This window comes from Aeromonas rivipollensis, assembly GCF_037811135.1.
Lineage (GTDB): Bacteria > Pseudomonadota > Gammaproteobacteria > Enterobacterales > Aeromonadaceae > Aeromonas > Aeromonas rivipollensis.
Genome location: NZ_CP149130.1, coordinates 1,648,558 through 1,671,602, shown reverse-complemented (window position 1 = coordinate 1,671,602; position 23,045 = coordinate 1,648,558). Strand labels below are relative to the sequence as shown.

The 23,045-nt window shown below is 64.2% G+C and carries 20 protein-coding genes; 14 read left to right on the top strand and 6 right to left on the bottom strand.

Features of this window, described 5'->3' with window-relative positions:
* Nucleotides 1-123: 123 nt before the first annotated feature.
* Complete coding sequence (locus WIR04_RS07645; RefSeq protein WP_338892494.1) at nucleotides 124-2,379, bottom strand: DNA internalization-related competence protein ComEC/Rec2; 2,256 nt, start codon at nucleotides 2,377-2,379, stop codon at nucleotides 124-126.
* 28 nt (nucleotides 2,380-2,407) lie between these two features.
* On the opposite strand from WIR04_RS07645, the gene WIR04_RS07640 reads away from it, so the two are divergent.
* The 3 genes from WIR04_RS07640 to WIR04_RS07630 all read left to right on the top strand — a co-directional run bounded on the left by WIR04_RS07640 (nucleotide 2,408) and on the right by WIR04_RS07630 (nucleotide 5,046).
* Nucleotides 2,408-2,926: a DUF2062 domain-containing protein gene (locus tag WIR04_RS07640; RefSeq protein WP_025327482.1), complete on the top strand. Its 519-nt coding sequence runs from the start codon at nucleotides 2,408-2,410 to the stop codon at nucleotides 2,924-2,926.
* Nucleotides 2,920-3,414 carry a DUF2062 domain-containing protein gene (locus WIR04_RS07635; RefSeq protein WP_338891661.1) on the top strand — a complete coding sequence of 165 codons (495 nt, stop codon included), beginning with the start codon at nucleotides 2,920-2,922 and terminating at the stop codon, nucleotides 3,412-3,414. The genes WIR04_RS07640 and WIR04_RS07635 overlap by 7 nt, the downstream gene beginning before the upstream one ends.
* 126 nt (nucleotides 3,415-3,540) lie before the next feature.
* On the top strand, nucleotides 3,541-5,046 hold the full coding sequence (locus WIR04_RS07630; RefSeq protein ID WP_338891659.1) for a helicase HerA-like domain-containing protein: 1,506 nt from the start codon (nucleotides 3,541-3,543) through the stop codon (nucleotides 5,044-5,046).
* Between the two features lie 72 nt (nucleotides 5,047-5,118).
* Here the strand turns inward: WIR04_RS07630 and WIR04_RS07625 are convergent, their stop codons facing one another.
* The 3 genes from WIR04_RS07625 to WIR04_RS07615 all read right to left on the bottom strand — a co-directional run bounded on the left by WIR04_RS07625 (nucleotide 5,119) and on the right by WIR04_RS07615 (nucleotide 8,643).
* The gene (locus WIR04_RS07625) at nucleotides 5,119-6,309 is read right to left on the bottom strand and encodes an amino acid aminotransferase (RefSeq protein WP_226172312.1); all 1,191 of its coding nucleotides are present in this window, start codon (nucleotides 6,307-6,309) and stop codon (nucleotides 5,119-5,121) included.
* A gap of 146 nt (nucleotides 6,310-6,455) precedes the next feature.
* On the bottom strand, nucleotides 6,456-7,397 hold the full coding sequence (locus tag WIR04_RS07620) for a hypothetical protein (RefSeq protein WP_307764396.1): 942 nt from the start codon (nucleotides 7,395-7,397) through the stop codon (nucleotides 6,456-6,458).
* A gap of 202 nt (nucleotides 7,398-7,599) precedes the next feature.
* Nucleotides 7,600-8,643, bottom strand: coding sequence for a porin (locus tag WIR04_RS07615; RefSeq protein WP_025327487.1), 1,044 nt, complete (start codon nucleotides 8,641-8,643; stop codon nucleotides 7,600-7,602).
* Between the two features lie 385 nt (nucleotides 8,644-9,028).
* On the opposite strand from WIR04_RS07615, the gene dinG reads away from it, so the two are divergent.
* The 3 genes from dinG (at nucleotide 9,029) to WIR04_RS07600 (ending at nucleotide 12,876) form a co-directional block, all read left to right on the top strand.
* The gene (gene dinG / locus WIR04_RS07610) at nucleotides 9,029-11,101 is read left to right on the top strand and encodes an ATP-dependent DNA helicase DinG (protein WP_025327488.1); all 2,073 of its coding nucleotides are present in this window, start codon (nucleotides 9,029-9,031) and stop codon (nucleotides 11,099-11,101) included.
* Between the two features lie 144 nt (nucleotides 11,102-11,245).
* Complete coding sequence (locus tag WIR04_RS07605; protein ID WP_307764394.1) at nucleotides 11,246-11,905, top strand: DUF2057 family protein; 660 nt, start codon at nucleotides 11,246-11,248, stop codon at nucleotides 11,903-11,905.
* Nucleotides 11,906-11,979: 74 nt separating this feature from the next.
* Nucleotides 11,980-12,876, top strand: coding sequence for a histone deacetylase (locus WIR04_RS07600; RefSeq protein WP_338891654.1), 897 nt, complete (start codon nucleotides 11,980-11,982; stop codon nucleotides 12,874-12,876).
* 158 nt (nucleotides 12,877-13,034) lie between these two features.
* On the opposite strand, the gene WIR04_RS07595 is transcribed toward WIR04_RS07600, so the two are convergent.
* The gene (locus tag WIR04_RS07595; RefSeq protein WP_338891652.1) at nucleotides 13,035-14,183 is read right to left on the bottom strand and encodes an MFS transporter; all 1,149 of its coding nucleotides are present in this window, start codon (nucleotides 14,181-14,183) and stop codon (nucleotides 13,035-13,037) included.
* Here WIR04_RS07595 and WIR04_RS07590 point away from each other — a divergent pair.
* Entirely contained in the window at nucleotides 14,182-14,391 is a 210-nt protein-coding gene (locus WIR04_RS07590) for a hypothetical protein (protein ID WP_338891650.1), read from the top strand. The two genes, WIR04_RS07595 and WIR04_RS07590, sit on opposite strands and share 2 nt — an antisense overlap.
* 92 nt (nucleotides 14,392-14,483) lie before the next feature.
* Here the strand turns inward: WIR04_RS07590 and ylqF are convergent, their stop codons facing one another.
* Nucleotides 14,484-15,434, bottom strand: coding sequence for a ribosome biogenesis GTPase YlqF (gene ylqF / locus WIR04_RS07585; protein ID WP_161507024.1), 951 nt, complete (start codon nucleotides 15,432-15,434; stop codon nucleotides 14,484-14,486).
* Nucleotides 15,435-15,760: 326 nt separating this feature from the next.
* Here ylqF and WIR04_RS07580 point away from each other — a divergent pair, with 326 nt between their 5' ends.
* From WIR04_RS07580 to uhpB, 7 genes are all read left to right on the top strand, one after another.
* A complete protein-coding gene (locus tag WIR04_RS07580; RefSeq protein WP_338891646.1) occupies nucleotides 15,761-17,152 on the top strand; it encodes an alkaline phosphatase in 1,392 nt (463 codons plus the stop codon).
* Nucleotides 17,153-17,175: 23 nt separating this feature from the next.
* On the top strand, nucleotides 17,176-18,543 hold the full coding sequence (locus WIR04_RS07575) for an alkaline phosphatase (RefSeq protein ID WP_338891644.1): 1,368 nt from the start codon (nucleotides 17,176-17,178) through the stop codon (nucleotides 18,541-18,543).
* Between the two features lie 49 nt (nucleotides 18,544-18,592).
* Complete coding sequence (locus tag WIR04_RS07570) at nucleotides 18,593-19,276, top strand: hypothetical protein (RefSeq protein WP_338891642.1); 684 nt, start codon at nucleotides 18,593-18,595, stop codon at nucleotides 19,274-19,276.
* Nucleotides 19,277-19,358: 82 nt separating this feature from the next.
* Nucleotides 19,359-20,093, top strand: a complete 735-nt coding sequence (locus WIR04_RS07565) for a substrate-binding periplasmic protein (protein ID WP_338891640.1) — start codon at nucleotides 19,359-19,361, stop codon at nucleotides 20,091-20,093.
* 227 nt (nucleotides 20,094-20,320) lie between these two features.
* Nucleotides 20,321-20,716 carry a nucleoside diphosphate kinase regulator gene (rnk, locus tag WIR04_RS07560; RefSeq protein WP_025327497.1) on the top strand — a complete coding sequence of 132 codons (396 nt, stop codon included), beginning with the start codon at nucleotides 20,321-20,323 and terminating at the stop codon, nucleotides 20,714-20,716.
* Between the two features lie 198 nt (nucleotides 20,717-20,914).
* Nucleotides 20,915-21,505, top strand: a complete 591-nt coding sequence (gene uhpA, locus WIR04_RS07555) for a transcriptional regulator UhpA (protein WP_338891638.1) — start codon at nucleotides 20,915-20,917, stop codon at nucleotides 21,503-21,505.
* Nucleotides 21,502-23,019 carry a signal transduction histidine-protein kinase/phosphatase UhpB gene (uhpB, locus tag WIR04_RS07550; protein ID WP_338891636.1) on the top strand — a complete coding sequence of 506 codons (1,518 nt, stop codon included), beginning with the start codon at nucleotides 21,502-21,504 and terminating at the stop codon, nucleotides 23,017-23,019. Before uhpA ends, uhpB begins: the two co-directional genes overlap by 4 nt.
* Nucleotides 23,020-23,045: the final 26 nt, after the last annotated feature.

Below are 23,045 nucleotides of genomic sequence, written 5' to 3'. Positions count from 1 at the left end.
CATAGCCTGGCCCTATCCCAAAGAGAAATGACGGCTGGCTTCCAGTGCCAGAGCCGGGTTCCCCATCCGCTCCTCACCTCTTCCCGGCTTCTTTTCCTCTCTTTACAGGGAAACCTGGGCTCCCTAGCGCCATAACCTGGGCTGCCACCAGTGGCCATTGCGCCTGTACCAGGGGCCCTGCTCGCGCTCGGCCCGGATCTCGAGCCCTCCCTCCCCCGCCTCGATCAGGATGGCGCCATCCTGTCCCGTCACCCATTGACGGGCCCCCTCGTATCTAGCCACCACTTCGGGGCGGGGAAACTGCCACTGGTTTCTGTCGCCTGCGCTGTGGATGACGACATCCGGGTTCACCGCCGCCACGAAGCCCGGGGTCGAGGAGGTGCGGCTGCCATGGTGAGGGCTCACCAACACAGTGCTGGAGAGGGTGCTGAAGTCAGCACTGGAAAATGTGCTGGCGAGCTCCTCTCCTTCTCCCTTCTCTTCCAGGGCCAGCAGGCGGCGCTCCGCCCCCTGCTCTATGTCGCCGCTGAGCAGGATGCGATGCCGGCCGTCGCTTATCTGCACCACGCAACTGTCGTTGTTGCGCCCCGCCCCCGGCCGCTCGGGCCAGAGCACGCGCACCTCCAGCCCCTGCCAGTGCCAGCGCTGACCGCGGCGACACAGCACCGTGCTGTGGGAGAAGCCGAACGAGGAGAGCTCGCGGCGCACCGGCATCGCCTGCAGCATGGCGCGTCGATTGCCCGCATGATCCCTGTCCTTGTGGCTGATGATGAGGGCATCGAGCACCCGCACATCGAGGCGGCTCAGCACGGGCAGTATGGCGGCCTCCGCCATGTTGTAGCCGCCGGGATAGCGATTCCCGGTGTCATAGAGGATGCCGCGCTCGCCCCGGGTGACGAGCACCGACAAGCCCTGCCCCACATCCAGCACCCGCACCTGCCAGGGAGTGGGGGCAGGCCAGGCACCCAACAGCAGGGCGGCCCCCACCGGGAGCAGCAGGCCACGCCCTCCCGGCAACTGCCAGGCCCCCCACAGCAGCACCAGCAAGGCGCTGACGGGCATCAGCCAGTCGGGGACAGGCCACCAGAGCTGCAGATGGTCCGCCAGCAAGCCGAGCCCCCACAACACCCAGGTCAACCCCAGATCGGACAACCAGAACAGGGCATGAGCCAGGGCGGTGGAGAGCGGTGCCAGCAGCACGCCGATCAGCGCCAGCGGAATGATGCCGAGGCAGAACAGCGGCAATGCCAGCAGATTGAGCAAGAGCGCCAGCGGGGCCATGCCCTCGAACAGCAGCAGTTGCAGGGGCAGCAGCCCCAGTAGCAGCAGGATCTGCAGCCGCACCAGTCCGGGGCGCACGTGCAGCAGGCTCGCCAGCAACAGCAGGGCCACCGCCATGAAGGAGAGCCAGAAACCGGCCGAGTAGAGGGCGAAGGGATCACAGAGCACGAGCACCACGAAGGCCCACAGCCAGATGCGGTGGCTGGGCCAGTCCCGTTTCAACCAGCGCAGCAGGCTCCACACCAGCACCATGATGAGGGCCCGCTCGGTCGCCACCGCAAATCCCGCCAGCCAGCTGTAGACGGCGGCAAACAAGAGGGAGACCAGAATGGCCCCCCGTAACCCCAGCAGCCGCCCCAGCCACCAGCCGAGCACCGCTACCAGGGCGATATGCTGGCCCGAGATGGCGATGATGTGGGTCAGGCCGCTGCCGCGAAACAGATCCCACTGGGCATCCGTGATGCCCCCCTGCTCCCCGAAGCTGAGCGCCGCCAGCAAGGGGGCCTGCTCCAGCCCCTGCCAGGCGCTGCTGGCCATGGCCAGCCAGCGCTCGCGCATCCCAGGGGCCGCCCCCTGGACCTCGACGATCCGGCGCAGGTTGCCGGTCGCCGTGATCCCCTTGCCAAGCAGCAGGCGCCGCCCATCCATGCCCGCCTCGTTGGCCAGCCCATGGGCGGGCTTGAGGGAACTCACCAGGGTGATGCGACTGCCGGCCGGCAAAGGGGGCAGTCCCTGATAGGCGTTGACCCTGACGAGGGGGGCTATCGCGAGGGGCTGCTCGTCCAGCGTCTCCACCCGCAGCAGCAGGCGGGCAAATTTATCTCGCGGTTTATCGCCCGAGGACTCCGTACTTTGCACCCGTGCGGTTATGATGTGGCTGGTCTGTGTCTCCAGCTTGTCCAGCCAGGCCAGCCGATACTGCAGGTTCAGCTGCATCCAGAGCACGCCGAGCACCAGAAACAAGAGCCGCCAGTGACGGCCATGGGCGAGCAGGATGGCGAGGGCCAGCAGCGCGCCGCCCCATGCGCTAGAGGGTAACCAGGGCCAGAGCAGTGAGGAGCTTGCCCCCAGGGCAAACGACAACAGACGCAGATCCATGGAGCAAGTATTTAGCAAGGTTTCAAACATGCCCAAACGACTCATAAAACGCTGGCTGCCCGATCAGGACAAGCTCAAGGAACACAAGCACTTGCGGCTGTTCGGCAAGCTGCTGCTCGATGCCAACCTCTGGCACCTCAACCGCCGCTCCGCCGCCGGTGCCTTCGCGGTCGGCCTCTTCATGGCCTGGATCCCGCTCCCCTGCCAGATGCTGCTGGCGGCCGGTGGCGCCATCCTCTTTCGGGTCAATCTGCCCCTCTCGGTCGCCCTGGTCTGGCTCTCCAACCCCTTCACCATGCCGCCGCTGTTTTATGGCGCCTATCTGGTGGGCTGCCAGCTGCTCGGGCACCCCGCCCAGCACATCGATATCCAGTTCACCTGGGAGTGGCTTGTCTCGGTATTTGAAACCCTGGCCCCGCCGCTGCTGCTGGGATCCCTGGTGCTCGCGCTGCTGAGTTCCTTGATGGGTTACGCCTTCATCCGCACCTTCTGGCGCATCAACACGGTACGCCAGTGGCAGAAGCGCAAGGAGGCGCGGGCATGCTGAGCCGCTGGCTGACCCGTTTCAAGCTAGACCCGGACACCCTGCGCCAGCAGAAGTGGTTCGCCCTCTTTGGTGAGCGCCTGCTGACCCCCGCCCTCTGGCAGGGCGGCACCCGGGCGCTCAGCGGCGCCGTGGCCGCCGGCCTCTTCGCCAGCTGGATCCCCATCCCCATGCACTCCCTGGTCGCGGTCGCGCTGGCGCTGGCGTTCAGCCTCAACCTGCCGCTGGCCCTGCTGGCGGTCTGGTTCAACAACCCGCTGACGTTGCCCTTCATGTACCTCTATGCCTATCGCACCGGCTGCCTGGTGCTGCACCAGCCCCCTGAGCCCTTCCACCTCAGCTGGTCATTGCACTGGCTGGAGCACGAGGCGGCGACCCTGGTGCCCCCCTTCCTGCTCGGCAGCCTGCTGCTGGCGCTGCTGACCGCCGCCACCGGGGCCCTGCTCACCCTGCTGATGCTGCAACTGGGCAGGCTGACCCGCTCCCGCTGAGCCCCCTCCCCGCCCTTCGGCTTCGCCACAGGGCGCAATTCGCGCCGCCTTGCCATCGTTTGGCTCTGCCACCACACTCCTTGTAGCCCTCGGCTTGCCGCTACCTGCAAAGACAAGGAGTTCACCATGGCCCAACCCCTGACGCTGGCCTATGCCAATGGCCAACCCATCTCACTGCTGCCCGCCATGGCCAACCGCCATGGCCTCATCACAGGCGCCACGGGGACCGGCAAGACAGTCACCCTGCAGGTGCTGGCAGAGGGGTTCTCCCGCCTCGGGGTGCCGGTCTTCCTGGCGGATGTGAAGGGGGATCTCAGCGGCCTCGGCGCCGCCGGTACCCCGTCGAGCAAGCTGGATGCCCGGCTGGCCCAGTTCGGCATCCCGGCCCCCGCCTTCGCCCCCAGCCCGACCCTGTTCTGGGACCTGTTTGCGGAGCAGGGGCACCCGGTGCGGGCCACCGTCTCCGACATGGGCCCCCTGCTGCTGGCCCGCCTGCTCGGCCTCAACGACACCCAGAGCGGGGTGCTGGAGCTGGTGTTCAAGGTGGCGGACGACGAAGGCTTGCTGCTGCTCGATCTGAAAGACTTGCGCGCCATGGTGCAGTTTGCCGGGGACAACGCCAAATCCCTCACCACCCGCTATGGCAATGTGTCCACCGCCTCCATCGGCGCCATACTGCGCAACCTGCTCACCCTGGAGAGCGCCGGAGGAGACCACTTCTTCGGCGAGCCCATGCTGGACATCCAGGATCTGCTGCAGACCGACGGGGCCAGCCAGGGCCACATCAACGTGCTGGCGGCCGGCAAGCTCACCCAGTCCAGCCGCCTCTATGCCTGCTTCCTGCTCTGGCTGTTGTCCGAGCTGTTCGAGCAACTGCCCGAGGTGGGGGATCCGGACAAGCCGGTGCTGGTGTTCTTCTTCGACGAGGCCCACCTGCTGTTCAACGACGCCCCCAGGGCGCTGCTGGAGAAGATAGAGCTGGTGGTGCGCCTCATCCGCTCGAAAGGAGTGGGCGTCTATTTCGTGACCCAGAGCCCGGCCGACATTCCCGACAGCGTGCTGGGGCAGCTCGGCAACCGGGTGCAGCACGCCCTGCGCGCCTTTACCCCGAGCGATCAGAAGGCGGTGCGTATCGCCGCCAACACCCTGAGGGCCAACCCTGCCTTCGACGCGGCCGGCGTCATCACCGAGCTCGGGGTGGGCGAGGCCCTGGTCTCCCTGCTCGACGAGAAGGGGCGTCCAAGCGTGGTGGAGCGCGCCTTCATCGCCCCGCCCGCCAGCCGCATAGGTCCTCTGAGCGACACCGAGCGGCAGGCCCTGATCCAGGGGTCTGTGCTCCACGGCAGATACGAGACCCGCGAGGATCGCGAATCCGCCTTCGAGCGCCTCAATGGCGGGGCACCAGCTGCCTCCGATGATGCTCCCCAGACCCCGTCGGAGCAGGGGGGCGGATTGCTCGATGCTCTCAACGGCATCCTGTTCGGGCGCACGGGCCCGCGCGGTGGCCAGCATGACGGCGTGGTGCAGACCGCCGCCAAGAGTGTGGCCCGCACCCTGGGCAACGAGGTGAGACGTCATCTGGTGCGCGGAGTGCTGGGCTCCCTGCTCGGGGGCAGCAAACGGCGCCGCTGATGCCGAAAAACAGGCATGAAAAAGCCCGCCGACATGGCGGGCTTTTTACTGAGCGGATGCCGATGGTTGTGCTTACAGCACCTTGGCGATGGCATCGCACAGGGGATCTATGTTGGCGCGGGTGATCCCGGCCACGCTGATCCGGCCGGAGCCGACGATGTAGATGGCAAACTCGCTCTTGAGGCGCTCCACCTGATCCTTGGAGAGACCGGAGAAGGAGAACATGCCGTTCTGCTCGCGGATGAAGCTGAAGTCCTGGCTCACACCGAGGGCAGCCAACTTCTCTACCAGCAGTTCGCGCATCTCGCGAATGCGCACCCGCATGGCCGCCACCTCTTCCACCCACTGTGCATAGAGGGCCGGATCGCTGACGATGGTGGTCACCACGGCGGCGCCATGTGACGGCGGGTTGGAGTAGTTGGCACGGATGACGGTCTTGACCTGGGTGAAGGCCACGTCGGCAATCGCCTTGGTCGCGCTGACCAGGGTGAAGGCACCGACCCGCTCGTTGTAGAGGCCGAAGTTCTTGGAGAAGGAGCTCGCTACCAGCAGTTCGTCATGGCACTCGGCGAAGATGCGCAGCCCCTCGGCATCTTCCTCTATACCACGGGCAAAACCCTGATAGGCGAAGTCAAACAGCGGCAGCCAGCCGGCGGCGGCGCTCTGTTTGGCCAGGGCGCGCCACTGATCAGCAGTCGGGTCTATGCCGGTCGGGTTGTGGCAGCAGCCGTGCAGCAGCACCAGATCGCCGGCCTGCGCTTCGGAAAGCGACGCCTGCATGGCGGCAAAGTCGAGACCCTTGGTCGCCGCATCGTAGTACTTGTACCACTTGACGGTGAGGCCGGCGGCCTGGAACACGCTGACGTGGTTGGCCCAGGTGGGATCGGAGATCCAGATGGTCTTGGCCAGACCGTTGCGCACCACGAACTCGGCGGCGATGCGCAGGGCACCGGTACCACCCGGCGCCTGGGCTGTCTTGGCGCGGCCGCTGGCGACCAGAGCGGAGTCCTGCCCGAACAGCAGTTGCTGCACTATGCGACCATATTCGATATTGCCCTCGATGCCGAGGTAGTTCTTGGTCTTCTCGTCGGTCAAGAGCTTCTGCTCGGCTTTCTTGACGCAATGAAGGATAGGAGTGGCACCGGTCTCATCCTTGTAGATCCCGACCCCCAGATTGATCTTGTGGCTGCGAGAGTCGGCACGGAAGGCTTCGGTCAGGCCCAGGATCGGATCCGCTGGGGCGGCAACAACCTTTTCAAACATGGTATTCCCTGTATTCCGTTGAGTTCGTTGGCTGGCAAAGTAGGTTGGCAAACAAAAGCGCCCCTTTGGCGAGCGCTCCGTCAACTCTTTATACCACTGCCTTCCATAGGGGAAAACCGCTTTCTCAAGGGGGATGGCGGCCCCCCTCAGCCGATGGCATGCCAGCCCGATGCCAGGGCGCATACCTCGGCCGACAGGCCGCGGTTGGATTCCACCAGATCGCTGCACAAAGCCCGCAATGGACGGGGGATCCGGCTCGGCTCCCAGGGGCGAGCGTCCTGCAGAGGGGCGGCATAGGCCTCCTTGATGGGAGCCAGTTCCCGGGGCAGCCACCAGCTAGCCGGGCGCCCCAGCCGCTGAGCCAATACCAGTACCCTGTCGACACCGGCCGGGTCCAATGCGGTGAGGTGGCTCCAGAGGGTCTGGGGCGGTAAGGCGGCAATCAGGGGTTGCAGGGCGCCGGGATCCTGGGCGGGCAGCCAGACCAGCAAGGCGTCGTCCGGGAGACTCAGCTCGGCGAAGACGCCAACGGAGTCGGTGCTGATCACCCGCTGGATCTCCCCCTCGCCCCAGAGGATCTTGCCAAGGCCCGCCAGGGTGCGGGCGGGTAGCGCCACCTCTCCCAGGGTGTGCAACCAGGGGGCCGCATCGAGCAGGGTGCCACCGCTGAAGAACAGGCTGAACGGGCGGGCGGCCCGCAGGCGCAGCGGCAGATCGCTGCACAGCCGTATCCCCTTGTCTTCAAAGTTGATCTGCTCGACCGGACTGAAGCTCGCCTCCCCCTTACGATAGAGTGCAGCCAGCACCCGCTCGTTGACCCGCTCCCCCAGTTGCCAACTCTGGGCATGGAGCCACTCCTCGGGCTCGGGGGGAGCACAGGCCAGCTCGGCCAGCATCAGCTCACGGGTGAGATAGCGCCGTCCGGCCGGGGTCAGCTCATAGCGGTGATTGCCAAGGGGGAGCAGCAACTGATTGTCCCTGAGCATGCCGATGAGGGGCTGCCATTGGCGGCCGCGGATAACCTGGGGCGCCTCGTCCAGCAACTGCTGAGCCAGCGCTCGCCACTCGGGGTGACTGAAATCGATCACACTCATCCTTCCCTGTCGGCAGACCATCTTTCAACGAATTGAATAATCTAGCGATTTACGACGAAGGAGCCAAGGGCGGAAAAGAGACAACGTGACCTGGCGCAGGGCCAAACGGCGGGGAATGAGGAAGGTGAAAAACAGATAAAACAAAACGGCCAAGCAAGCTTGGCCGTTTATCAACTAAATCCGTACTAAGACTGGATTAGAAGTTGTATTGCAGGGCAACAGTGAACTCGTCGTCCATGTCATCGATACCCTGGATCTTGTACTCGGTGTACGCCTTCAGCTTGGAAGTGAAGTTGTACTGTACGCCCAGCAGGGTTTCGTCAACCATGTCTTCGTAGGAAGAACCGGCAGAGTTGTCCTTGCCTTCCTTGAAGTTGTAGCCAGCCAGGAAGGTCCAGGCATCAACGTTGTAGGAAGCAGCCAGTTCGTAGCCACGACCTTCACCCTTGTAACCGGTGGTGTCGTTCTTCAGGTCGCCTTCGGTGTAGACACCGGCGAAGTAGAAGCCGTTGATGGCGTAGTGTGCGCCCAGCGCCCACTCGGACTTGTCACCAGTGTTGGTGCTGGTGGTGCTTTCCAGGTCGGAGTAAGCGTAACCGCCGTTCAGGCCCAGACCGAAGTCGAAGTCATAACCGATGGCAGCTGCGTAGCCGTAGTTACGCTTCAGGTCCGGGAATACGGTAGTGACGGTTTGGCCACCCATGTCAGAAACCTTGACGGCTTCGTCGTCGTTGGTCTGGTAGGACACTTTGCCCTTGAAACCACCGAAGGTGTTGGAGTAGATGATCTGGCCTTCTTGACGACCGTCGTAGAAGTTACCGTAATCACCCCACTCGTTGAAGATATCGGTCGGCTCCAGCACGTCGTAGAACGCGGTGTCGGTCTGGCCGAAGATGATCTTGCCGTACTGGGTACCGTCGAAGCCAACCCAGATGTGACGGGAGTTGAACTTGTTGTCGGAGTTTTCGGCGGAAACCTGCCACTCGGTCTTGGCAATACCGGACCAGGTGTTGTTCAGCGCGACTTTACCGGACCAGCCCAGACGGGAGGAACCGATCAGCTCGGCATCACCAGCGTTGCTGGCAGTGATGGGGCTGGCGTCGTCAGCGTCTGCATAGTAGTTAGCCTGAACACGGCCGTAGATATCAAAAGAGGTACCGTCTTTGTCATAAACGACTGCGGCGTTAGCGGCAGATGCGAACAGAGCCGGGATAGCGATAGCCAGAATTGTCTTTTTCATAGTTGTTTCCAATGCCTACTGTAATTAAACACTAAGTCCTTGTTATTCCCTGTGTTAGCGATGTTCTTTGCATCACTATGCCGCCGAGACTATCACCGGGTTTTACGATCCGCAACGAAAAAACTTGGAACTTTTTGAGAAAACCATAGTCATAGGGAAAAAATTGTGAGCTGAATCCCATATTGTTTGCCCTCCCAGGGAAAACGTTTACAGCGATACTCGCTGCCTGAAACGCCCTTTTTTGGTGGTTTATTGCACGTGTCATCCACCCCATGACATAAGTGCGGATCCCGGCCCATAACCCCTGCCTCGCCTTGCCTCGACCCAGGCCGCCTGTTGCGGGTATCCTGTGACCATTCATCCCAGACACGGTCACGCCCCATTCATGCTATCGACTCGCCTCAAAGCCACCATTCGCAATACCTATCGACAGATTGCCGATGGTTTACCCGGTTTTGTGCCGCGCAAGGAGCAGAATTTTCTGGTGGCCGAAATCGCCAAGACCCTCACCGGAGAGTATGAAAAGAGTCGCCGTATCCTGGTGGCCGAAGCGGGCACCGGCATCGGCAAATCCCTCTCCTATGCCCAGGGCGCCATACCAGTGGCGCGGCTCACCCAGAAGAAGCTGGTGATCTCCACCGCCACCGTCGCCCTGCAGGAGCAGCTGATCCACAAGGACCTGCCCTTTTACCATCGCCACAGCGAGCTGCCGTTTCGCTTCATGCTGGTCAAGGGCCGCCAGCGTTACTGCTGCGAACATCTGCTTGAACAAGCGGCAAGCGGCGCCGATATGGCCAATTTCGAACTCGATTTCGGCAGCTTGAGCAAGCACAAGCCGTCAGATTCTGACAAGGAGCGCTATCAGGCGCTGTGGCAGGCCTACACCGAGGGGAAGTGGGACGGGGACAGGGACAATTGGCCCAAGCCCATTCCGGATCTGTGCTGGGATCGCATCGCCGCCGATCGCCACAGCTGCAACAAGGCGCTGAGCCACCATCAGCACTGCCCCTTCCACCGTGCTAGGAACGACATGGACGCCGCCGATGTGCTGGTAGTCAATCATGCCCTGCTGCTCTCCGACCTCACCATGGGCGGCGGCATCATACTGCCGCCACCGGACGAGTGTATCTATGTGCTGGATGAGGCTCACCACCTGCCGACCATAGCCCGGGATCACGGCGCCGCCTCCGCCAGTATCAAGGGGTCCCGCCGCTGGCTGGAAAAACTGGTGCAGAGCGCCGGCAAGCTGGCCAGGGCGCTGAACAAGGAGAGCTTGCTCGACCCCCAGCTCAAGCTGCAGGATGCCCTGGCCTCCCTGCAACCGGATCTCAAGGCGCTGGAGCAGTGGCTCGCCGGCAACGATCAGCTGTTTGGCACCGAGCAGCACCACAGATTTGCCGAAGGGGTGCTGCCCGATCCCCTGCCCATGCTGGCGGAGAACCTGAAGGAGGCGAGCAAGAAAGCGCTGCGTGCGCTGGACAGGATGCAAGGCGCCATCGGCGAGGCGCTCAAGGATGGCGAGATCCGTCGCAAGGAGGCCGAGCCCCTGCTGGCGGAGAGCGGTTTTCACCTGCAGCGGCTGGAGAGTTTCTGCGCCCTGTGGGAGATGCTGAGTCGTCACGTGCCCACGGGCAAGACACCGCTGGCCCGCTGGATGGCCAGGAGCGAGGATGGGGACATCTGGCTGCACGCCTCCCCCATAGAGGTGGGTTATCTGCTGGAAGAGTGGCTCTGGTCCCGCTGTCTGGGCGCAGTGCTGGTCTCGGCCACCCTCACCGCCCTCTCCTCCTTCAGCTATTTCCGCCATCAGGTGGGGCTCAAGGAGCACGACGGCACCCGTTATCTGCGGCTGCGCTCTCCTTTCGAGTACCACAAGGCCGAGCTCTATCTGCCAAAAATGACCCATGAACCCAGCGCACCCGGCTTTACCCAGGAGCTGGTCGATACCCTGCCCCGTCTGCTGGCAGGCAAGGAGGCGAGCCTGGTGCTCTTCTCCTCCTATCGGCAGATGAACGAGGTGGCGGTGGGGCTGCGGGCCAAGGGGCTCTCCCTGCTGGTGCAGGGGGAGGCGTCGCGCAACGCCCTGCTGACCTTGCACAAACAGAAGTGCGATGGCGGCCAGGCCAGCATCCTCTTTGGCACCGGCAGCTTCTCCGAGGGACTGGACCTGCCCGGCCACTACCTCACCAACCTGGTGATCACCAAGCTCCCCTTCGCGGTGCCGAACTCCCCGGTGGAAGAGGCGACCGCCGAGTGGGTCGAGAAACGAGGTGGCAACCCCTTCCTGCAGCTGACTGTGCCAGAAGCGTCCCGCAAACTCATTCAGGCCTGTGGTCGTCTGATCCGCAAGGAAGCCGATCGGGGCCGAGTAACCATTCTCGATCGGCGCCTTCTTACCAAACGCTACGGTAAGGGCTTGCTCGACGCGCTGCCCCCCTTCACCCGGCGTATCGAGTGAGCCATGCCGGGTTTATTTGACAGATAAGTCAGCAAGCTGCCTGCCGGGCGGCGCCACAAACGGCTATTGCCGCTGTGGGGCAAACCTGTAAAAATGAGCCCCTATTTTTCAGTGGGCAATCGCCTGACTGTTCAAGGAGATGAAATGAAACTGACTGTTCTGGTGCCGGCTCTGGCTGGTCTGTTGTGGGCAGGTAGCGCCCTGGCTGATAGCCAACTGGAAATACACAATCCCTATGTGGTACAGCTGATCGATGGCGAGTCCATCAATCCCAAACTGCTGGAGAAGACCAGCAGCTTCCCCATCAGTGCCGGCAAGCACCAGGTGGTGGTAGCCTTCGAAGGCAACTACTCCAACCGCAACGACATCAAGCTGGTGACCGCCGAGCCCCTGGTGATCAACTTCACCGCCGGTGACAACCAGACCCTGATGCTGGATTTCAAGAAGCCCCGTAACGAAGACGAAGCCAAGGCGTTCGTGAAAGAGCAGAAGGTCGTCCTCAAGGACAAGGTCAGCGGTCAGGCCCTGGCCAGCGAGCAGTTCGTCATGCCGAAAGTGGGTGGCTTCCAGCTGACCCGCGACTACCAGCAGGAGCTGCTGAAGATGGGCAAGGCCTTCAACCAGCCCAAGACCGTTGCCGTCTCAAGCGCTGCCGTGATGGCCGCCGCCAGCGCGCCGGTGGAAGTGGCGCCGAGCAAGGCCCAGAGCAATCCGGAAGCCCTGACCCAGCTGCAAAACTGGTACAACAAGGCCGATGCGGAGACCCGCAAAGCCTTCCAGATATGGGTGATCCAGCAGCAATAAGGGCGCAGCCGCGTCGCTTTATGCACAGAGGGGAGCCTGGCTCCCCTTTTTCATATCCGTTCAGGCCGATTGCCATGTCCCTGCGCATCTTCTATCACCCCCACTACTCCTCCCTGACGCTGCCCGAGCGTCACCGCTTTCCCCTGGCCAAGTACCAGGCGATCTACCAGATGCTGGCAGCACTGGGCTATCCGCTGGCAGAGGCGCCCGCCGCGAGCCACCAGCAGATAGCACGGGTCCACGACGCCGACTATGTGGCGGCGGCCCTTGCCGGCACCCTGGATGACGGCGCCATCCGCCGACTCGGCTTTCCCTGGTCGCCCATGCTGATTGAGCGCACCCTGCGCTCGGTCGGTGCCACCATAGCCGCCAGCCGCCATGCCCTCGAGCAGGGCTGCGGCCTGCAGGTCTCCGGCGGCTATCATCACGCCCACCGGGACTTTGGCAGCGGCTTCTGCCTGTTCAACGATCTGGTGATAGCGGCCCGGGCCTGCCTCGACGAGGGGCGCTGCGAACAGGTGCTCATCGTGGATCTCGATGTCCATCAAGGGGATGGCAGCGCCGCCCTGTGCACGGGGAGCCGGGACATCATCACCCTCTCCCTGCATGGGGAGCACAACTTCCCCCACCACAAGCCAGCCTCTCACCTCGACTTCCCGCTGCCCACCGGCATGCAGGACGACGCCTACCTCGAGACTCTGACCCAGGCGCTGTCACTGGCGCTGCGCCTCTACCGCCCCGACCTCATCCTCTACCAGGCCGGGGTCGACGTGCACCAGGCCGATGAGCTCGGTTATCTCTCCCTGAGCGACGCCGGGGTGCGCCAGCGGGACGCCATGGTGTTTGACTGTGCGATAAGCCATGGCCTGCCCATCGCCGCCGTACCGGGAGGCGGTTATCGGCGCGACTGGCGGCAGTTGATCCCGCTGCACCTCTCCCTGTTCGAAGAGGCGAAAAAGCGCTATGGCTAGCGCCCCTTCCCCCCTCGCCAACCCCTGATAACAACAAGGCGGCCCCGGGGCCGCCTCTTCTTATATAGGGCACAGCTGCGTTTTGCAGCGCCTGTCACCAGAGACAGGGCATGGCGTCATGCATGGCCCTCGGCGCTCTTTCCATCAGACACTCGCCATCAGGCATGTGCCACCGGCGTCGGATGCTCACCCACGGGGCGCAGCAACATCAGCAGATAGATGAAGGACACGCTGGCGATCATGATAAACAGCAGCTTGTCCGAGTAGTGCTGCATCAAGAGCGAGGTATAGGCCGGGCCGAGCAGGCTGCCGATGGTGTAGCTCAGCAGCAGCGCCTGATTCATCGCCACCAGCTGATGCTGCTCGACCTTCTCGCAGGCCCAGGCCATGGCCACCGGATAGAGGGTAAAACCGGCGGCGCCCAGGATGAAGAGCGCCGGGCCCATCGCCAGGTTGCCGAGCATCGCCAGAGCGCCCAGGATGACCACCAGCACCTGCATCCGCAGTACCGGCAAGCGACCGAACCTGTCCGCCAGGCGGCCGGCAGGCCACTGCCCCAGGATGCCGGCGCTCACCATTACCGCCATCCAGTAACCGATACCGGCATCACTCACCCCCTGGTGGTTCAGGTAAAGCGGCATCAGGCCATAGAGCGACCCCAACACTATGCCGGAGATGATGCAGCCATTCACCCCAAGGCGCGCCTGACGCAGGCGCAGCATGGGCCACACCCGGGTTGCCCCCTGCTGCTCGCCCTGCTCGTTGACAATGCGGGTAAACAGCAGCGGCAGGATGGCGGCCAGTACCAGGCCAGTGACCCAGGGCAGTACATCCATCAGCGCGGTCGGCAGCGTGCTGACCAGCAGTTGCCCGAGCACAGTCCCCAGGTAATAGACCATCATGTAGGCGGCGAGCAGGCGCCCCCGGTTGCCCGCGTTGCCGCTGCACATCAGCGCACTCTCAACCACCACCCAGATCATGGCGCAGCCGATGCCGGCGATGAATCGCCAGGTTAGCCAGCTCCAGAAGCCCAGGGTGAGCCCAAGCCCGACACAGGCTGCGGCAAAGAGCGCGGAGGCCAGGTAGTAGCTGCGGTTGAACCCGAAACGCTTGATCAAGGTTCCCGCCAGCAGGGTCCCCAGCAGGTTGCCGCAAAAATAGGCGGAGCCGACCATGCCCACCTGCCAGGTCGGCAGCTTGTCATGGGCGAGCCAGAGCGGCACCAGGGTATTCAACACTGCGATGGCCAGGGTCAGCAGCAGCAGGCCACAGAGCAGGAGCAGCACCGGACGGGAGTATGTGGTCATGGATAAAACCCTGGGGAGATGCAAAATGCGAGCGCATCATGCCACCGCCAATGCCATTGTCAATCGGCACCGAACAAGCGACGCCAAGGTTTTTCTGCGCGCAGCCGCTGCGTCATTGTCAGACCCCCTGCCACCCCTGCCCTGCATCGGGCTTGTTCCGTTGAGTGAGGGGATGGTCGGCCGTGATGGCGAAGAGATGAGCGGTTGAATATCGGCCTCTTTGCCTCGCCCAGATCAGAACGCCATAACAAGAAGAGGCGGCCCTGGGCCGCCTCTTCTTTATACCGGGCACAATGCCGGCTATTTCTGACGCTTTTTGGCGTACTTGCGACGGGCCCGCGCCTGGCGCTCCTCTTCCCGCTCCGCCTTCTCCTTGGCCTTCTGTTCGGCCTCTTCTGCCGCCAGTATGATCTCGGCACTCACCATTTCCGGGGTCTCCAGGGAGATGCGCCCCAACATGCCTGAGCGGAACTCGTTGACCAGGATCTCGGAGGCCTTGTGCAGGTCGGCCAGGCCCCCCTTGCGCACGAAGGCGCGCTGACGGGCGATCATCTCCAGCAGCTCGATCTCGGTCTCGGGCAGATCGGTTATCTGGTAGCGGGCCTTGATCCGCTCTGGGTAGGCCTTGATGAAGTAATCGGCGGCGAACATGGCGATGTCGGCGTAGTCAAAAACGGTGTCCTTGATGGCCGCGGTGATGGCCAGCCGGTAGCCGCAGGAGGGCGGGTTCAGCTTGGGCCAGAGGAAGCCCGGGGTATCGGTCAGGATGACGTTGTTGTCCAGCTTGATCCGCTGCTGGGACTTGGTCACCCCCGCCTCGTTGCCGGTCCGGGCTATGATGCGCCCCGCCAGTGTGTTGATCAGGGTGGACTTGCCCACGTTGGGGATGCCCATGATCATGGCCCGCACCCCGCGCAGGTCGAAGTTGCGCTCCGGCAGCATCTCGTGGCACAGGGTCAGCAGCGCCTTGATCTTCTCCGGCTCCTGCTGGGTCAGGGGCAACGCCTTGATCCCCTTCTCTTGTTCCATGTGCGCCACCCACAGCTCGGTGATCGCCGGATCGGCGAGATCCGCCTTGTTCAGCACCTTGATGACAGGAGTATCCCCACGCAGCTCGGGCACCAGGGGGTTCTCGCTGGAGAAGGGGATGCGGGCATCGAGCATCTCGATGATGACATCGACCTGGGGCATGACCTCGGCAATTTCTTTGCGGGCCTTGTGCATGTGGCCGGGGAACCAGTTGATGGACATATCCGTTACTCTCTCATTGGGGATGCGGGCTCCCGCTGGGGGCTGCGAGCGCCTGGTGATGCGCCAAACCGCTGGCACTCATCGCAAGGGGGCGCATTTTACCTGCTGCGGCCCCGATTTGACAGGCCATTGTGACCACAAACATGCACCGCAGCGGCGCCGGCGCCACCACGGCGGCCTGGGGCAGAAGGGCAGACAGCTATCAATAAGTAGTTGATACAACATAACATTTATACGGTGCCTTCACCGTATTGTCATCCAGACTCACTAAAAGTGTCATCTGCCCCCTCTAGGCTGCGCTCAGGTTTTACAAGGAGCGAACCCCAATGAGAAACATGGCAGGACTTGCAGTGATGATAGGCGCCACCCTGGTCGCCGGCTGCAACTCCAACAATGACAGCAGCACCCCGGAGCCCAGCGCCAAAAACGTCATCTTCTTCCTCGGCGACGGCATGGGCCTCAACACCCTGACCGCCGCCCGCATCTACGGCGTGGGGGAAGAGGGAAGCCTCACCATAGACACACTTCCGGAGACGGCCTTCATCAAGACCTTCTCCCACGACGCCCAGGTCACCGACTCGGCCCCCTCCATGGCGGCCTACATGACAGGGGTCAAGAGCAACAACGGCGTCATCAGCATGGACAGCGACGCCACCTATGAGAGCGACTGCAGCCAGAGCGCCGGCAAGCCGGTCACCACCTTGCTGGAGCTGGCCAAGGCCGACGGCCGCGGCACCGGCGTGGTCACCAGCACCCGGGTGACCCACGCCACTCCGGCCGCCACCTATGCCCACATCTGCAACCGGGATCTGGAAGCCGACATCGCCGCCCAGCTGGTGCCGGGCGGCGCCGGTTACAACGGCGCCCTGAAAGAGGGGCTGGACGTGGTGCTCGGTGGCGGCAGCAGCTTCTTCCTGCCCACCGCCGACAAGGGCAAGCGGGAGGATGGCCGCAACCTCATCAGCGAGATGCAGGCCAAGGGCTACCAGTTTGCCAGCAACCTGGACGAGCTTAACCAGGCCGAGGCGGGCAAGCCGCTGCTGGGGCTGTTTGGCGCCAGCCACATGAAATATGACCTGGACAGGCCCGCCAGCGAGCCCTCCCTTGCCCAGATGACCCTGGCCGCCATCAAACAGCTCAAGGACAAGGAGAAGGGTTACTTCCTGATGGTGGAAGGGGGCCGCATCGACCACGCCCTGCACGACACCAACGCCAAGCGCGCCCTGCAAGATACCCTCGCCTTCGACGACGCCATCAAGGCCACCATCGACGAGGTGAAGAAGACCGACCCCGAGCTGAAAAACACCCTGATAGTGGTCACCGCCGACCATGACCATACGCTAGTCCTGAATGGTTACGCCAAGCGCACCGGCAAGACCACGGCTGGTAACCCCGGCGTGCTCGGGCTGGTGAAGAACTACGAGACAGGCGAGCCGAGCAAGGACAGCGACGGCATGCCCTACACCATCATCGGCTTTGGCAACGGCTACAACCGGGTGGATGGCCCGCGCAGCGGCGTGGCACCGCTCGACGATGCCACCGTCTCGGCCGACGACTATCACCAGGAGGTGGTGGTCAAGGTGGGCGAGATTGGCAGCGAGACCCATGGCGGCACCGACGTCTTCCTCGGCGCCATCGGCCAGGGGGCTGACAGCTTCCACGGCTCCCTCGATAACACCGCCGTCTTCGGCAAGGTCAAGGCTGCGGCCAAGCTGTGAGGATCATTACCGTGAGAAAAACCATGAACAAAACCCTGGTGTGCACCACCCTGTTCGCCGCCCTCGGCGGCCTGTCCCAGGCCCAGGCCAGCGACGCCAAGAACGTCATCCTCTTTATCGGCGACGGCATGGGCCCCAGCGTGCTCACCGCCACCCGCCTGTTCAAGGTAGGGGAAGAGGGGGATCTCGAGATGATGAAGCTGCCCCAAAGCGCCCGCATCAAGACCTTCTCCCACGATGCCCAGACCACGGATTCGGCTCCCTCGATGGCGGCCTACACCACCGGCGTCAAGATGAACAACGAGGTGATCGCCATGAGCAGCGACACCCAGGCCGTGGCACCGTCCAAGGATGCCAACGGCAACAAGGGTATCAACAACTGCACCGGCGACAACGGCACCCCGGTGCCGACCATACTCGAGCTGGCCAAGGCGGCGGGCAAATCGGTGGGGGCCGTCACCACCACGGAGCTGACCCATGCCACCCCGGCGGCCACCTACTCCCACATCTGCCACCGGGATGCCGCCTACGCCATTGCCGAGCAGGCGGTACCGGGAGGCGCCGGCTTCAACGCCGCGCTCGGAGACGGGGTGGACGTGCTGATGGGGGGCGGAGCCAACCACTGGACCCCCTACGGCGCCAGCAACAAGGGGGGCCGGGCCGATGGCCGGGATCTCACCGCCGAACTGAGTGCCCAGGGCTATCAGTACGTCACCACCCAGAGCGATCTCGCCAAGATAGAGAGCGGCAAGGTGCTGGGTCTGTTCAGTGCCAAGTCCCACCTCGACTACGAGCTGGACCGCGTCGCCAAGGGGGCGGCCAGCACCCAGCCGTCCCTCTCCGAGATGACCGCCAAGGCGATCGATCTCTTGAGTCAGAACAGCCAGGGTTACTTCCTGATGGTGGAAGGGGGGCGCATCGACCACGCCCTGCACGCCACCAACGCCAAACGATCCCTCACCGACGCGGTGGCGCTGGATGAGGCGGTCAAGACGGCGCTCGGCAAGGTGGACTTGAGCGATACCCTGATAGTGGTCACCGCCGATCACGATCACACCATGACCATCAACGGTTACTCCGCCAAGGGCAACAAGGTGCTGGATCTGGTCAAGAACGCCGACGGCTCCACCCAGAACGACGCCGATGGCAAGCCCTTCACCACCCTGGTGTTCGGCAACGGCCCCAATCGTCAGGATCAGCGCCCCACCCTCACCAGCAACCAGGTGATGGGGGACGACTACCTGCAGGAGACAGGGGTCAAGCTGGGATCGGAGACCCACGGTGGCGGCGACGTCATGCTGTTCGCGGGCGGCGCCGGCAGCGGCCGCTTCAAGGGCACCCTGGACAACACCCTGGTGTTCGGCAAGCTCAGGGAGGCGCTCGGCCTGTAAGGAGCGGGCCCGGTGTCACGCCGGGCCCCCTTCTTTCGAGCGATCACCCATGATGCGATTGTTACTTCCGTTATGGCTCCTTGGCAGCACCCTCAGCTTCCCCCTGCTGGCCGACGAGGCGCCCGATCTGGCCGCCCGCATCCGCTATCAGGACAGGATCACCGGCAGCGACGGCATAGCCCGGGAGAACCACTGGCAGGAGAAATGGATCCGGGCCGGCAACCAGGTGTGGAGCCAGCGGCTCATCCCCCTGCCGCTCGCCCGCGCCTATCACGCCAGCCACGATGCCAATCCGGGCCACAAGCACTTCACCCACCAGATGGCGGCCCGCTGGGTCAGCCGCAGCGATGAGGGGGAGCTGCAACTGCGCTACGCCGACGCCTGGCACAACCAGCTGGTGGAGGTGCCGCCGGAGGAGTATGGCCAGGTGGCCTTCACTGCGGACTGGGCACGCCTTCGCCATCTCGTGGATCCGGCCCTGCTGCAGGGCATGACCCCCCTGGACGAGGCGGCCCCCGAGCAGGCCCGCTGGTACGAAAAACGCGAGGGCAAGCAACGCACCCGCATCCTCTGGTCTAGCCAATGGCAGTTGCCCCTGGTGGTGGAGTCCGCGAGCCTGGACGGCTATCGCAGCTACCGGATGGAGGTGACCCTCAAACCCCTGCCAAGGCAACTGCCCTGGCAGCAGCTCGATGGCTACCAGACCCTGGATCTGCGGGACTTCTTCGACTGACGGCCCGCTCCCCCCAATGGGTTGACTGACTTGGGGTTACGGGATGTTACACTCTGTGTACTCATCCCTGACCCGGTCTTCTATGCGTCTTCCCCTATTGCTTCTATTCTGCTGCGCCCTCCTCTTCCCAGGCCCCGGCGCCCACGCCGTGGTGGTCCTGGCCGCAGACGTTCCCCCTTATGTCATTCGCTCCCAGCAGGGGGCCCCGAGCGGCATGGCAATCGAGGTGCTGGAAGAGGCGGCCCGCCGCCTTCGGGAGCCGCTTGAGATAGAGCTGATGCCGCTCGCCCGCGCCCTCAGCCAGACCCGCCATCGGGCGGACGTCCTGCTGCTGCCACCGGCCAGGAGTCCCCAGCGCGAGCCCCTGTTCCTCTGGATTGCCCCCCTGCTGGAGGAGGCCTTCGTGCTGGTCAGCCACCGCCAGCACCACCCGACCCCCCTCTCGATCAAGGCGCTGTCCGGCCTGATCCTGGGGGCGATGCGCGGCTCTCATGGTCAAAGCCTGATCCAGCCCTTCAAAGGCGTGACCCGGGAGCTGGTCACCGAGGAGGTCAACAATGCCAGCAAGCTGGCGCTGGGCCGCATACAGGGCTGGGCGGTGGCCTGGAACACGGCCCGCTACAACCAGCAGCGGGCCGGCTTGCCCCTGGCGGATCTGGTGCGCGGCGACACCTTGCAAGAGAGCGCCCTCTACCTGGCCGCCAGCCCGCAGTTTCCTGCGGCCGAGGCGCTGCGCTGGCGCAAGGCGATTGAGGAGATGCGCGAGGATGGCAGCCTGGCGCGCATCCTGCGGCAGTACGATTATCAGGCGCCCTGATCCCCGGCCGGGCATTTGCCAAAGCCATTCAGAATGGTTATGGTATCCCCATGAAAGCGCTCATGATTTTTTCCAGTCTGCTCACACCCCGTTGAGCCCCCGCCCTCGCCCCTGACAGCGAGTCGCTCGGGGGCATCGCGCTTGCGATCTATTCTCACAATCCGAACCCTTTTTCGACCAGCTTGTCCGTCATCCTGGTCCTTTCAGCCATTGATAAGGAATACCCCATGCAACAGCCACATCTCGTCATCTCCAATCTGGATCTGGATCGCATCGAGCAACTGCTCGGCAACCACCCGCAACACCTGGCCCTGCAGGAGGAGCTGAACCGCGCCGAGATCCGCGACCCCGCCGATATGCCGCCGGACGTGGTGACCATGAACAGCACTGTGCGCTTCAAGATGCAAAACAGCGGCAACGACTTCTGTCTGACCCTGGTCTACCCGAAGGACGTGCAGGGGGACGAGTCGAAGATCTCCGTGCTGGCACCGGTGGGCAGCGCCCTGCTGGGCTTGAAGGTAGGTGACAGCATCGCCTGGCCCGGCCCGGCCGGGCGCACCATACAGGTGGAGATACTGGAAGTGGTCTATCAGCCGGAGCGGGCGGGCGAGCTGCACCGCTGACAGGGCCGGGCACGCTCTGCCGCCCCGGCGAGCAGAGCGTGCCACTCCTTATATTGCCGCCCTGAATCACACACTCAGGTGAAACACCCATCGCCGCCTCTCCTGCGCCGGGGCTCTCCTCCCCCTTGAGCCAGGGGGCGAGCGGGAGTATCTTGTTGGCCGCGCCAGCTCCCTGGCCGCAGATTTCAGGCTGACACCATGATAAAAATTGCCCTCATCGACGATCACCAGATAGTCCGCTCCGGCTTTGCCCAATTGCTCAATCTCGAACCCGATCTGCGGGTCGTCGCCGAATTCGGCAGCGCCGCCGACGCCCTCGCCGGCTTGCCGGGCAGCGGCGTCCAGCTGTGCGTGTGCGACATCTCCATGCCGGATCAATCCGGGCTGGACCTGCTCAGGCAGCTGCCCGCCGGCCTCGCCGTGGTGATGCTGTCGGTGCACGACAGCCCGGCCCTCATCGAGCAGGCCCTGCAGGCCGGCGCCAAGGGGTTTCTCTCCAAGCGCTGCAGCCCGGAGGAGCTGATCGCCGCGGTGCGCACCGCCGCCCAGGGTGGCTGCTACCTCACCCCTGACATAGCCTACAAGCTCGCCAGCAGCCACAGAGATCCCCTCACCAACAGGGAGCGGGAGGTGGCGCAGCTGCTGGCCGGCGGCATGGAGGTGAAGGCCATCGCCGAGCGCCTCGGCCTCTCCCCCAAGACGGTGCACGTGCACCGCGCCAACCTGATGGACAAGCTCAACGTCAGCAACAACGTGGAGCTGGCCCACCGCATGCTGGACAGCTGGTGATCTCCCGCCTTGCCAGCTATGTCGCCATCTCGCTGGCGGCCTGCTTCATCTTCGCCGCCGGCTGGTTCTGCCTCTGGAGCATCGGCCTGCACCTGGTGGAGAGCCCGGTGCTGGCGGTGTTGCTGTTCCCCTTCGGGCTGCGACTGGGTCTGCTGCTGCAGAGCCCCCTCCCCTACTGGCCGCCCCTGCTGCTCTGTGAAGCCCTGCTGCTCCACTGGCTCGATCGGGAGGTGGGCATGCCCCTGTGGCCCCTCATCCTGGCTGGCAGCCTGCTCACCCTGCTGCCGCTGCTCATCGCCCGCCGCCAGCGGGTGCGAGACGACTGGCAGCAACTGCTGGTGCTGCTCGCCACCGTCACTGTGGCGGCGGCCCTGCAATCCCTGCTCTGGCATCTGGCGGGGGAAGATGGCCTCACCGCCCTGCTGCTCACCTTGACCGGCGGCCTGACCCTCACCTCCACCTGCATGCTGATCTGGCACTATCTGACCCGCGCCACCTGGGTGCCGCTCGGCCCTGCGCTGGTGGATCAGCCGGTGGACTGGCGCTTTCGCCATCTGGTCTGGTACCTGCTGCTGTTCGTGCTGAGCCTGGGGCTGCAGCTCGGCCTGCCGGACTCTTTGGTGCGCTTCACCCCCTTTTGCCTCGCCATTCCCATCATGGCCATGGCCTGGCGCTACGGCTGGCAGGGGGCCCTGCTCGCCACCCTGATGAATACGGTGGCCCTGATGGCGGGCCAGGCCTGGCACGAACATCCCCTGGATCTGCTGCTCTCCCTGCTGGCCCAGAGCCTGACCGGCCTGCTGCTGGGGGCCGGCATCCAGCGCCAGCGCGAGCTCAACCAGGCGCTGACCCGCCAGCTCGCCCACAACCGCCAGCTCACCGAGCGGCTGCTGGAGACCGAGGAGAGCATTCGCAAGGAGGTGGCCCGGGAGCTGCACGACGACATAGGCCAGACCATCACCGCCATCCGCACCCAGGCGGGCATAGTGCGTCGCCTCGCGCCGGACAACCCCCATGTCGGCCAGAGCAGCGCCCTCATCGAGACCCTGTCGCTCGGGATCTACGATGCGGTGCGCGGTCTGCTCGGTCGCCTGCGCCCGCGCCAGCTCGACGACATGAGCCTGGAGCAGGCGGTGCGCGGCCTGCTGCGGGAGCTGGAGCTGGAGCGGCGCGGCATAGTCACCCGCCTGGAGTGGGGGCTCGCGGATGAGGATCTCTCGGACGCCCAGCGGGTCACCCTGTTTCGGGTCTGTCAGGAGGGGCTCAACAACGTGGTCAAACACGCCAATGCCAGCGCTGTCACCATACTGGCCCGCCAGCAGGCCGATCGGGTGCTGCTGCAACTGGACGACGACGGCTGCGGCCTGCCCGAGCAGACGCCCCAGGGCTATGGCCTGCTCGGCATTCGCGAGCGGGTGCAGGCGCTGGGGGGGACGCTGCGCCTCTCCTGCGTCCAGGGGACCCAGCTGACTGTCAACCTCCCCAGCCGCAAACGGGAGGAGTCCCATGACTGATCCAGGATCCAGAAGGCAGGGCACCC